The following is a 12,795-nucleotide window of genomic DNA, read 5'->3' on the forward strand; positions in this document are numbered from 1 at the left end:
ATATAATTAAATGTCAAAAGCGGGATTTTAAAAAATTGAATAAGATTAATTAATAGTTAGTGTGAAATCCATGACAATATCTTTTATAGATATTATCATGGGATTTTTTTATTTAAGAATTTATTTGAAAATAGAATTAGAATGAGAGTTAATTCTATTTTCATTTTTATCTATTTTAAATTCATCAATTTTGCTGCCTTTTGAACTTATAGCTGAAACATTAATGTAATTTGTTTCAACATCTACAACTAAAAAGTGATATACAGCAATTGGAGGGATTACAACTCCTTTTTTACTTGTATATTTGTCTCTGAGTTTTTCACCGCCGCCACCTGTAATTACCTGTGTAATACTGTTTTCGTAACAAAAATTTTCATTACTGAAAGAAGCATCAATTACTTTTCTTGAATAATTGTGTTCATGACCTGAAAAAACTATATCTATATTGTATTTATCAACAATTTTCCAAAATTCATCTCTACATTCTGGATATAAATCAAGGCAATGACCTAAATGAGCTCCAGTTGGAAAAGCTGGTGAATGAACAAAAACAAACTTATTTCTTTTAAACTCTGAAGCTTTTTCTTCGAACCAGGCAATCTGATCTTTACCAATTCTATGAGTTAAACCGGGATGAAAAGCATTTAGAATTATAAATCTCATATCGGCAATGTCTATATAATACACTGTTTTATTATAAGCATAAAGGTATTCATTGGGAGTTAAATCATTATAAACCTGACTAAAAATTTTTTCGAATCTGTCATTTAAGGGCTCTATATTAACTTCATGATTCCCTATTACAGGAAATAACGGTTTGTTTGGATGATATTGTTCTATTATTCTCCTTAGTTTAGTCAATTGAAAATTTAATATTTCTTCTTTAGAACTACCTGCAACAGTATCTCCACACATTACAATAAATTCTGGAGCTGGTCTTAATTCGCATGATTCATGCATTAGTGTTTTAAGTACTTTTTCATTTATGCCATTTTTTTTACCCTTTGAATCACTGAAAACTATAAACCTCATTTTTTCTCCTCTCAAAAATATGACTTTATAATATTTTATTTGAAGTATTGCAGCCATTTAGCATAGAGTTCTGGTTTGTTTATTTTTACAAAGCTCAGGAATTGCTCTTTATATCCTGATTTTTTTAGGCTATCAATAATTAGATAAGGATATATGGTTCTTTTTTTCATGACTCTGGCTGTATCAATAAGCTTGATATCATTTGATGGTGTAAGGAAAATGTGAAATGGAGCGGCATCTAAGCGAGTGTAACCTACTAAATCCATAGCTACGTAAAGCTCAATAATTTTGTTTGAAACATCTTGAGTAAGAGGATGTAATTTTAAATATTTATCCAATTCAATACCCTGTATATATTCTCTGATAATATAATTTGTATCAAAGGCATAAAGTTTTGGAAAGTGAGCATCTTGTTGTGCCATAACTAATGATTCTATTTCATCAGCGCATATCTGTTTGCTTTTAAAAATTTTAATACATTTCTGAAAATCAATTTTGTATACTTTTCCTTGTGTTCCTGCACCTAAAAATTGTAAATCTTTTAAGTTTAAGCCTGCATAGAGTTTTATAAAAATCACCTAAAAATAGTAGTATATATTAGGATATGATAATACATAGCTTTTTGATTTAAATAAATGTATCTATAAGTTAAATATGGGTTTATTATTATTAACTTCCAATTAACTTAGTTTAACTTATATACAATATTTACTTAATATTTAAATATTATAGTTATAGAGTCAAATAAAAACTATATAAGTGGGATAAACCAATTTTAGAAAGGGGCAGATAAATGGCAAAAGTTATCCTAAAGTCTTTGAATAAGTTATATGATAATGGTTATAAGGCCGCTAATGATATTAATTTGAACATTGAAGATGGGGAATTTGTAGTTCTAGTTGGTCCATCTGGTTGTGGTAAATCAACAACTTTAAGGATGATTGCAGGACTTGAAGAAATATCCTCTGGAGAATTGTATATAGAAGATCGATTAGTTAATAAAGTTGAACCAGTGGATAGGGATATAGCTATGGTATTTCAAAACTATGCATTATACCCTCATTTTTCGGTCTATGAAAATATGGCATTTGCCTTAAAAATTAAAAAGATGAATAAAAAGGAAATAGATAAAAAAATACATGAAACGGCTAAGATATTAGAACTTGAAGAGTTATTAAATAGAAAACCAAAAGAACTTTCAGGTGGGCAAAGACAAAGAGTTGCACTTGGACGTGCAATTGTTAGGGAGCCTAAGGTGTTTTTAATGGATGAACCACTTTCTAATTTAGATGCAAAACTAAGAGTATCTATGAGAAGTGAAATAATAAAATTACATCAAAGACTTAAAACTACTTTCATTTATGTAACTCATGACCAAACTGAAGCTATGACTATGGGAAATAAAATTGTTGTAATGAATAAAGGAGAAATACAACAAATTGCAGACCCAGTAACAATATATGAAGAACCAAGTAATAAATTTGTAGCTAGTTTTATAGGCTCTCCGCAAATGAATTTTATGAGAGTAAAGGTTATGGAAGCTGACGATAATATATACATTGAAAATGCTTATATAAAACATAATATTAAGGATAGAAATCTTATAAGAATCTTTAAAGAAAAGTATTGTGGAAGTGAAGTTGTAGTTGGAGTGAGAGCGGAAGACATTGAAGTGTCAGAAAATAATAATGGAGAATCTGCTGAAGATTTTAGTATAGAAGATAGCGGAAATCAAAATAGCGATTCGATAAATGTAAAAACAGATATAGCAGTTGGAGAGATAGAGCTTGTTGAAATTTTGGGAAGTGAGACTTATATACATTTTAAAATGAGTGATAGTAGTATGACTTGTAAGGTTAATGGAATATTTAAGAGAGATGAAGGACAGACTATAAGAGTGAAGTTTGACTTTCAAAGAGCACACTTTTTTGATGAAGCTAGTGAAAAAAGAATAGATGGGGAGGAATTATAATGAAAAGTCTATTTAAGAAAATAGAGCCGTATCTTTATTTAATTCCTTGCTTTATAGGATTTTTAATATTTACCTTTTATCCTTTTATAAAAACTATATTTTTAAGTTTTAATGTAACCAATACAAATGGAGAAGCAGCTGGTTTTGTTGGAATGGATAATTATATAGAATTGTTCTCCTCTTCAGATTTTATAGATAGTATCTTGACTACCTTCAAATTTGTTGTAATAACAGCCATACCAGCAATAATTATTGGACTTGCACTTGCAATTCTTGCAAATAAAAAGCTTAAAGGAAGTAAAGTATATGAGGTTATGTTTGCAATGCCAATGGCAGTATCTTCAGCAGCAGCAGCAATAATATGGATGTTACTATATCATCCGTCTATAGGAATATTAAATTATATTTTAAAAGCACAAATTGGGTGGCTTACAGATGAGAAAATAGCGTTGTTTTCAGTTGCATTAGTCACAGTATGGCTTAATATTGGTTTGAATTTTATATTTATTTTAACAGGTCTTAATAATATTCCAGATGAATTAAATGAAAGTGCACAAATCGATGGAGCTAAATGGGGAAGAAAATTCTTTAGACTGACAATTCCATTAATTTCACCTACATTGTTTTTTGTTGTATTCATAAATATGGTTAATTCTTTTCAAGCTTTTGGGCAAGTAAAGCTGTTAACTCTTGGAGGACCAGCTAATGCTACTAATGTACTAGTCTATGAGATATATAGAGAAGCGTTTTTAAATAATAGATTTGAAACTGCCTGTGCAGAATCAATAATACTATTTTTCATAATACTTATAATAACACTTATTCAATTAAAATTCGAAAAGAAGGGAGTTTATTATTCGTAATGGAGAGCAAGAAAAAAAGATGTTTGTTATATTTATTTAATATAATAGTTGGGCTTATTATGATATCGCCAATACTTTATGCGCTTAATATAAGTTTAATGACTCCTGATGAGATACTTTCTTATCCTCCTAAATTCTTTCCCACACGTATTACTTTAGATAATTTTAAACTGGTAATAGAAACTGTTCCAATTTTTCAATTCATATTCAATAGTTTTTTTGTTTCAGCGGTTGTTACAATAGGACAAATAATAACATCATGTTTAGCTGCGTATGCTTTTTCCTATTTTGATTTTAAAGGAAAGAACCTATTGTTTATCTTATGTTTGTCTACTTTAATGATTCCAAGTGAATCAACAATAATAGCTAACTATCTGACAATAGCTCAATTAGGGTGGACGGATACTTATACAGGACTCATAGTACCGTTTTTAGTATCGGCCATGGGGATATTTTTAATAAGACAGTTTTATTTGACAGTACCAAAAGAATTAAAAGAAGCTTCTAAACTTGATGGGTGTAGTAATCTTAAGTTCTTTGTTAAGGTATTGCTTCCTATATCTAAACCTGTGATAGCATCTCTTGGAGTATATACCTTCTTAAATACATGGAACTTATATATGTGGCCATTACTTGTAACAAATTCTCCAGAAAACAGGACTGTTCAAATAGGTGTAAGTATGCTTCAATCTTCAGATAATGAGAATTTGGGATTAGTATTTGCAGGAGTTATTATGATCATTTTGCCTTCAATAATAATTTTTATTATTGGGCAGAAGCAGCTTATAAAAGGAATTACTTCAGGAGCTGTAAAAGGATAGGGAGAATTTACTAGAATGTCTGACTATCATTCTTATCTAAATTAAATACAGATAAATATTTATAAATAAAAGAGAGTGAGGTTTATTATGAAAAAAAGAATTTTATCAATTATGTTAACGGCATGTATGTGCACAGCAGTTTTAGGCGGTTGTGGAAAGGCTGCATCAACTAGTGCAAGTAGCAATAATGGGGGCCAGACAGAAATTGTTTTTTGGCATTCAATGGGTGGTACTAACGGTGATGCATTAAATGAGATGGTAGATAAATTTAATAAAGAAAATAAGGATAATATTCATGTTACAGCACAATACCAAGGAGAATATGATGATGCCATTAATAAAGTGAAAAGTACAAAGGATAAAAAAGCATATCCAGATGTAATGCAAGTCTATGATATCGGAACTAGATGGATGATAGACTCTAAAATAGCAACTCCAATGCAAAAGTTTATTGACGATGATAAATATGATACGTCATCATTAGAACCAAATCTTTTAGCATATTACACTGTTGATAATAAATTATATTCAATGCCATTCAATTCATCAACACCAATTCTTTATTATAATAAGACTGCATTCAAAGCAGCGGGATTAGATCCAGAAAAGGCCCCTGAGGATTTTGATGAAATAAAACAATATTCAGAGAAATTAACTAAAAAGGATGGAAATAATGTTTCAGAATATGGATTTTCAATGGCTATTTATGCATGGCTTTTTGAAGAGTTTATGGCTAAACAATTAAAACCATATGCAAACAATGGAAATGGAAGAGAGTCTGCTGCTACAAGTGTGGATTTTAAAAATAATGGTGGGGGATTAAGCATATTAAATGCATGGAAGAGTCTTTATGATCAAGGGCTACTTGGTAATTTTGGAAGAAAAACTCAAGATACACAAGATGCATTTGTATCAGGAAAAACAGACATGTATATTGATTCAACAGCGACACTTACTTCAGTACTAAAAGGAGTTAATGGAAAATTTGAAGTTGGAACAGCTGCTTTACCTAAAATAAATAAAGATGATAAAGGTGGAGTTTCAATTGGTGGAGCATCATTATGGATGTTAGACAAGGGCGATGAAGCAAAGCAAAAAGCAACATTTGAATTTATTAAATTTATGATATCACCAGAAGAACAAGTTTTCTGGAATGAGAAAACAGGATATTTTCCTGTAACTACAAAGGCTTATGATTTGCAAGAAATGAAAGATCATTTACAAAAAACACCACAATTTAAAACAGCAATTGATCAATTACATTCATCACCAGCTGAATCTAAAGGAGCGTTACTTGGAGTATTTACAGAAGCAAGACAAACTGTTGAAACAAATATAGAAGCTATGCTTCAAGGTAAACAATCTCCAGAGGCTGCTATAGATGCTAGCGAAAAATCAATAAATGAAGCGATAGATAAATATAATAAAGCAAATAAATAGGGTATAATGAAAATAATAGACAAAGAAATTTGTCTATTATTTTCTTAACTTATTTAAGGCAAATATAAGAGCTTATAATTAATTATGAATGATAAATAAAGGAAGTGTTTGGCTTGAAAATTTTAAATATAGCTCATAGAGGGTATAGTGGCAAATTTGAAGAAAATACAATGATTGCTTTTGAAAAGGCGATAGAGTATAAAGCTGATGGAATTGAGACGGATGTTCAATTATCAAAGGATAATATACCAGTCTTAATTCATGATGAAACCTTAGAGAGGACAACAGATGGGAAAGGATATGTTAAAAATTATACTTTAGCTGAATTAAAAAGGTTTAGAACTAAAAGTGGCAAAGAAATACCAACTTTGAAAGAGTTTTTTGAGCTTGTTGCTGATTCAAATTTAAAGATATTAAATCTAGAATTGAAAAACAGCATATTCCCATATGATGGATTAGAGGAAAAGGTTTTGGAAATGATTTATGAATATGATATACAGGAGAGAATTATAATTTCAACTTTTAATCATTTAAGTTTAGTTAAAGTGAGAGAATTAGATAAGGAAATAAAGCTAGGAGCTTTGACTAGTTCAACCCTTGCAAATGTTCCGAAGTATTTAAAGGATATAGCAGTAGAATGTTATCATCCATGTTTTCCAAGCATATTGAATGAGGAATATGTGAAGGAAATACAAGAAGCAGGAATAGAAATAAATCCATATACAGTAAATGAAGAAGTGCATATGAAGATGGTTATAAAGTTTAACACTGACAGTATAATTACAAATGAAGTTGAAAGACTGCATAATTTACTTAATTGCTATGAAAATAAACAATGAGTAAATATTTGATTGGTTCTTATTTTTAAGAAAAAAGGCGAACGATTAACCCTGAAATTATAAAAAAATACATAAAATTTTAAAATAGTATTGATTTATAATTAAAAATATTGTAGGATTAAATATGTAAAAAAGAGCTATATATTGCACGCTTAATATATCGTGTTTGGCTATCACATTATTTTCGTAGTTAAAATAATGTGAAAAGTAAAATTCGGTAAATTAGTAGGTTATATATAAATGATGAAATTTTTACCCGTATATGCTTGGAAATAAGGTCTAAGTGTCTCTACCAGACTACCGTAAATTGTCTGACTATGGGTGTTTATAGGTATTTTACTTGCTTATAAACCCCTTTGTTATTGCAAAGGGGTTTTGCGTTTTTTTAGGGAAATAGCTATAAATTCTTGTTATTATTCTTTTATATTTTATTTAATTAGTGTAAATACTAATTAAAATATTGTTTTAGAGTGGCAATGTATTTTGTGTAGCTCAAAAATAGGAGGAATTAAAATTGGACAATGTATCAAACAATGCGGTAAACAAGACAGAGAGTGGAATATTAGAAAAAATATTTCATTTACAAAAAAACAAAACAACAGTTAAGACTGAACTATTAGCGGGATTAACTACATTTTTAACAATGGCATATATTTTAGTTGTAAATCCAAGTATCTTAAGTCAAACAGGCATGGATAAATCAGCTGTATTTACAGCTACAGCATTAGCGTCCCTTGTAGGAACTATAATTATGGCGTTAGTAGCAAATTATCCATTTGGTATGGCTCCAGGTATGGGATTAAATGCACTTTTCACATTTACAATTTGTTTAGGTATGAAGTTCTCATGGCAAACAGCTTTAGCAGCTTCATTAATTGAAGGAATTATATTTTTATTACTTAATGTATTTAAAGTTAGACAAGTAATTATTGATAGTGTACCTCAGACATTAAAATATGCAATTAGTATTGGTATTGGTTTCTTTATAACATTCATAGGGTTTCAAGATGCTAAAGTAATTGTTGGTAGTGAATCGACATTAACTACTATCGGAAACTTAAAGGATCCATCTGTTCTTTTGGCATGCTTAGGTGTAGTTATTATTGGAATATTATATTATAAGAATATTAGAGGTTCATTTATCATTGGAATGCTTGTTATATATGCACTTGGTGTAGTATTTGGTGTTGCTCAATTGCCTAATGGAATAGTTTCTATGCCTCCATCAGTTGCACCAATCTTCATGCAATTTGATTTCAAGAGTGCAATGGTAATTGGAATTATTCCTGCTATTCTTTCAATGTTATTTATAGATGTATTTGATAGTATAGGAACATTAATTGGATTAGCTTCAAAGGCTGGATATTTAGATGAAAAAGGTAATGTTTTAAACGCAGATAAAGTTTTAACAGCTGACGCAGTTGGATCAGTAATTGGAGCATGTTTAGGAACTTCTACACCAGTAGCATTTATTGAATCAGCATCAGGGATTGCTGAAGGTGGAAGAACTGGACTTGCAGGAATAACAGTAGCTGGATTATTCTTCTTATCATTATTCTTCTCACCAGTATTAACTGCTATACCTGGATTTGCTACAGGACCTGTTTTAATAGTTCTAGGAGCAGTAATGATGGAACCAATAACAAAAGTTGATTTTTCAGATTTTACTGAAGGATTACCTGTTTTCTTAACATTGGTATTGACACTCTTAACATATTCAATTACAGATGGTTTAGCATTTGGATTTGTAGCGTATGTACTAATAAAATTATTTACAGGTAAATCAAAAGATATTCCTAAACCAATGTACTTTATTGCAATAGCATTTGTAGTATTGTTTGCATTATAATAATATTAAAGAGTAAACTTCATCACGGAAAAGAATTATCCAGTGATGAAGTTTTTTTGTTGGAATTTTAATTTTAACTAAGTTTGTTTATCTTTTAACTTTTGTACCGAATTGTTGATCCCACATATTTAATGCTTCCATAAAGTTATTTGTATCCAATTGTGTTGTGGTTGGAAGAGTTTTAATGGCATCGTCATATGATTGCCTCATGGCTGGTTTTATTTTATCCTGACTGTCTTTGGGTGCTGCATCGAGTGGAACATCTTTAACAGAAGGCCCAGGGTAGAAGTAACCACTGTCATATGTTATAGCTTGCATTTTTGGAGTCATAAGCCATTCCATCAATTTTAAAGTGACATCCCTTTGCTCATCAGTAAGTCCTTTTGGCATAGCCATATATTGAGCATCTGCTACTAATGTAGTATTATTGAGCATAAAACCTTGGAAGCTACTAGGGATTCCTCCTGTAATTCTTTGGTTTATATCCCAACCCAACTGGCTTGTAACAATTGCTCTTTTACCTGAATTCAATTCTGTAAATGTAGTTCCGGTTTTACCTGGATAATAATCTATGTATTGATCAAGTTCTTTGAGATAAGCCCATGTCTTGTCCCAAGTCTTGGGATCCTTTGGATTTTTATCTCCTAATATGTATGGTAATCCAAGAAGAAAAGTTCTTCCAGGTCCTGAATTAGCTGGCCTTGCATAAGTAAATTTGCCAGGATTAGCTTTAGCAAAAGCTAAAAGATCATCAGGTGTCTTAGGCACATTTGGAACAGCATCAGGATTATAACTAAAAAGTGGACCGCTAGGAGAGTACACATATGTTATGCCATAACCTTTCACTAAGTCATATGTAGCTTTTGCTCCGGAACTGTAATTTTCCTCTAAGTTAGGAAAGCTGTCACTGTATTTCGGCATAATGTTTTCAATAACATCTCTATTAATACATGTCGAAAGTCCATCAATTCCAGTGAAAACTAAATCAGTTTGTACATTTTCTGATAGAATTTGTGCCTTCAATAAAGATGGAACTTCTAACGCAGTTGAATTTGTAACTACTATATCACCTACTAAATCAGGATTTGCAGCTTTAAATTGATCAATTGCATCTCCGACTAGTTTCATGCTTCCAGATACATCAATTATATTTAAGGTGATAGGTTTTGCAGCTTTAGTGTTATTTTTTGAACTACAGCCTGTAAATATACTGCCCATAAGGACTACTACAAGTGCAATGTTTAAAATTTTCAACTTTTTCATAATTATCCTCCATTTTAACTCAAGATGATATTTTGTGATTAACTATATAAATTTCAGTATCTTATTGCTAATTTAGATTATAGATCTTTAGTTGTCTATTTAAATGTAATAGCAATTTATCATTGAAATTTGTATAGAATGCTATAACCTAAATTTATTTACTTCATTCATCATAGAGCTTGTTAAGTTTGATAGAGTTTGAGCTGAAGTAGCTACCTCATTAAATGATAGATTAATTTGTTGGACGGAAGCTGCTATTTCTTCAGCAGAAGCTGCGTTTTCTTCTGAAACTCCGGAAATATCTAATGTTTTAGATATTATAAGATCTTTTTCAGTATTTATAAGTTCAATTGATTTATTTACATTATCGACTCTAGGTAATATAGTTTCAATAGCATTAAATATCAACGTGAAAGATTTTATAGAATCTTCAATAAGCTCGGATTGATTGTTTAAGCTATCTTTACCCAAATCGGTGGTTTTTACTGCAACTTGCGCTTCTTTATTAATGCTTGAAATAAGGTTGCTTATATCACTAGCTGATAATTTAGACTGCTCTGCAAGTTTTCTGATTTCCTCTGCAACGACTGCAAAGCCTTTACCAACTTCCCCTGCCCTAGCTGATTCGATAGCAGCGTTTAAAGCTAACAAATCAGTCTGTTCAGCAATAGAGTTTATAATGTTTGTTATATCATTTACTTTTTCAACATGGTTGTCTAATGAAACAACTTTATTTCTCACGGTATCAAAAGATTCATTTACATTCTTTATTGAATCGGATAAGAATTTCAATTTTGAATTACCGTTTTCTGCCATTGAATTGATATTATGAAGATTAGAATTTACATCGTTAATTGCCGTTGTTATCTGATTTAATGAATCAGCGAAAGCATCTAAAGATATTTTTACATTTATTAAGTCATTTGATTGTTCGTTAGCAGCACTTGCTACTTCTTGAACAGCTGCGTTAATTTGCTGTGTAGAAGATGACATTTCATCAGAAGCACCTAATAAATTAGTTGTTTGTTCATTTACGATATTTGTCGAATTTCTTACTGATTCAACCATTAAAGATATATTTGAAATTGTTTTTTTTAGGGATTCCCTCATTACTCCAAATTCATTTTTTGAATAAGAATCTATTCTTACACTAAAATCCCCATTGGAAATCATTTTTAAATCAGAAGTTATTTCGTTCATGGATTTCTTAATTACAACAACTATAGTATATGAGACTAATAACATAAGAACGAATCCTATAGCAAATGTAGTAAAGAAAATTGTAGTACTTCTAACATATAAGTTAGTATTATCGTTATGAAGAGTATTGGCCATATTTGAGCTATAATTTGCTAAATTATCAAGAAAAAGCTGCATTTCAGCTCCAACTTGATTAAAGTTTTCAAGATCAATTCCGTAGAGTTTGCTTCCTTTTTCAAGTTCCTTTATTTGTGAATAATATTTTTCAGAATCGCTTTTAAATTCAGCTATGTTATTTTTTTCTAAGGTGCTTAAAGATAAACTTTCATAGTCGTCCAACATTTTATTCATATTTGTATAACTGTTATCTATGGAAGTTACATCATCGGAGTTGAAATCGCCGGAAGATATTCGACTAACAGTTAATCTGACATTTGAGAATGTTTGTCGAATTTCCTCAGTTTTCATAATTCTTACTAAAGCGTTTTCATACATTGCTGAAGAATTATTATTAACTGATTTCATATTGCTGTATCCGACGATAGCGATAGCTAATGATACAATAGTAGATAGAATTACCATCATAATAATACTATTAATAATTTTAATGTTTTTCAGCATAGTTTTATCCCCTTTCAATTTTTGGTATTTATATAGATATTATATCTAAAAGTTGAATACTTAAAATTCCAAAATTGACCGTATGTGCTAAATAAATTGATTAAACGTGAAATTTCTACAAATTGCTAGTTATTTCTATTAGTGTCAATTTAACAATTATTTTATCCTATATATGTATCCTAATTAGTTTTCTACATTTTATATTCTGATATTTACTTAGCCTACAAAGGTTTTAAATGTAATTTTATTATTGTAATATATATTTTTTTGAAATAGGTTATTGACATTGTAAACGGTTATGATAATATATAAGTATAACTACCATACAAGTATGGCAGTTATGAACTACATTGACTTAATAAAATAGTTTTTAACACATAAGTTTTGGATAAGTATACTGTGATAAAATAGATTTTAAACTACCATACAAGTATGGTAGTTGCGAAAGGCAAGGGAAATAAAGGATGGCTTTAGAGGTTAAGAAAAATACTACAAGTAAAACTATATATTATACACTTAGAGAAGAAATCATTAATTTATATCTTGAGCCTGGTACTAGCATTTCAGAGAAAGAGCTTTCAGAGAAATATAATGTGAGTAGAACTCCAGTTAGAGAAGCACTTGTTCGTTTAGCACAAGAAGGATTAGTGCAGATTTATCCCCAAAGGGGTACGATTGTCTCTTTAATTGATTTATCTGCTGTTGAAGATGGCAGATTTCTACGTGAACATTTAGAGAGAGCTGTAGTAAAAGAAGCTTGCAAGGAATTTTCACAAGAAAATATATTGGCCTTAGAAATGAATCTAAAGCTTCAGCAAATGTATATAGAAAATCATGATGATAAAAAATTGTTTGAAGCAGATGAAGAATTTCATAAGATAATTTTCGAGGGAAG

Annotated in this window: 11 protein-coding genes and 1 riboswitch; of the genes, 7 read left to right on the top strand and 4 right to left on the bottom strand. The window is 30.1% G+C overall.

The genetic code is table 11. The features are described 5' to 3' along the window. Window positions 1-120: 120 nt before the first annotated feature. Together CLOBL_RS12530 and CLOBL_RS12535 are read right to left on the bottom strand one after the other, a co-directional pair. Window positions 121-1,032: a metallophosphoesterase gene (locus CLOBL_RS12530; protein ID WP_077859346.1), complete on the bottom strand. Its 912-nt coding sequence runs from the start codon at window positions 1,030-1,032 to the stop codon at window positions 121-123. Window positions 1,033-1,067: 35 nt separating this feature from the next. After that, a complete protein-coding gene (locus CLOBL_RS12535) occupies window positions 1,068-1,610 on the bottom strand; it encodes a hypothetical protein (protein ID WP_179117744.1) in 543 nt (180 codons plus the stop codon). 215 nt (window positions 1,611-1,825) lie between these two features. On the opposite strand from CLOBL_RS12535, the gene ugpC reads away from it, so the two are divergent. The 6 genes from ugpC (at window position 1,826) to CLOBL_RS12565 (ending at window position 8,816) form a co-directional block, all read left to right on the top strand. Then, a complete protein-coding gene (ugpC, locus tag CLOBL_RS12540) occupies window positions 1,826-3,004 on the top strand; it encodes a sn-glycerol-3-phosphate ABC transporter ATP-binding protein UgpC (RefSeq protein WP_077859347.1) in 1,179 nt (392 codons plus the stop codon). After that, a complete protein-coding gene (locus CLOBL_RS12545; RefSeq protein WP_009171939.1) occupies window positions 3,004-3,867 on the top strand; it encodes a sugar ABC transporter permease in 864 nt (287 codons plus the stop codon). Before ugpC ends, CLOBL_RS12545 begins: the two co-directional genes overlap by 1 nt. Next, on the top strand, window positions 3,867-4,688 hold the full coding sequence (locus CLOBL_RS12550; protein WP_077859348.1) for a carbohydrate ABC transporter permease: 822 nt from the start codon (window positions 3,867-3,869) through the stop codon (window positions 4,686-4,688). The genes CLOBL_RS12545 and CLOBL_RS12550 overlap by 1 nt, the downstream gene beginning before the upstream one ends. Window positions 4,689-4,775: 87 nt before the next feature. Then, window positions 4,776-6,128: an ABC transporter substrate-binding protein gene (locus CLOBL_RS12555; protein WP_077859349.1), complete on the top strand. Its 1,353-nt coding sequence runs from the start codon at window positions 4,776-4,778 to the stop codon at window positions 6,126-6,128. A 113-nt stretch (window positions 6,129-6,241) separates the two neighbouring features. After that, a complete protein-coding gene (locus tag CLOBL_RS12560) occupies window positions 6,242-6,967 on the top strand; it encodes a glycerophosphodiester phosphodiesterase (protein ID WP_077859350.1) in 726 nt (241 codons plus the stop codon). A 236-nt stretch (window positions 6,968-7,203) separates the two neighbouring features. Continuing rightward, window positions 7,204-7,305, top strand: a riboswitch (purine riboswitch). A gap of 176 nt (window positions 7,306-7,481) precedes the next feature. Further along, complete coding sequence (locus CLOBL_RS12565; RefSeq protein WP_077859351.1) at window positions 7,482-8,816, top strand: NCS2 family permease; 1,335 nt, start codon at window positions 7,482-7,484, stop codon at window positions 8,814-8,816. 87 nt (window positions 8,817-8,903) lie between these two features. Here the strand turns inward: CLOBL_RS12565 and CLOBL_RS12570 are convergent, their stop codons facing one another. Both CLOBL_RS12570 and CLOBL_RS12575 read right to left on the bottom strand, forming a co-directional pair. Further along, complete coding sequence (locus tag CLOBL_RS12570; RefSeq protein WP_077859352.1) at window positions 8,904-10,079, bottom strand: extracellular solute-binding protein; 1,176 nt, start codon at window positions 10,077-10,079, stop codon at window positions 8,904-8,906. A 141-nt stretch (window positions 10,080-10,220) separates the two neighbouring features. Further along, the gene (locus CLOBL_RS12575; RefSeq protein ID WP_077859353.1) at window positions 10,221-11,900 is read right to left on the bottom strand and encodes a methyl-accepting chemotaxis protein; all 1,680 of its coding nucleotides are present in this window, start codon (window positions 11,898-11,900) and stop codon (window positions 10,221-10,223) included. Between the two features lie 464 nt (window positions 11,901-12,364). On the opposite strand from CLOBL_RS12575, the gene CLOBL_RS12580 reads away from it, so the two are divergent. After that, window positions 12,365-12,795: GntR family transcriptional regulator (locus CLOBL_RS12580; RefSeq protein ID WP_143323865.1), on the top strand; the 431-nt coding region annotated here is incomplete at its 3' end.

Origin of the sequence: Clostridium sp. BL-8 (assembly GCF_002006495.1) — a bacterium.
Taxonomy (GTDB): domain Bacteria; phylum Bacillota; class Clostridia; order Clostridiales; family Clostridiaceae; genus Clostridium.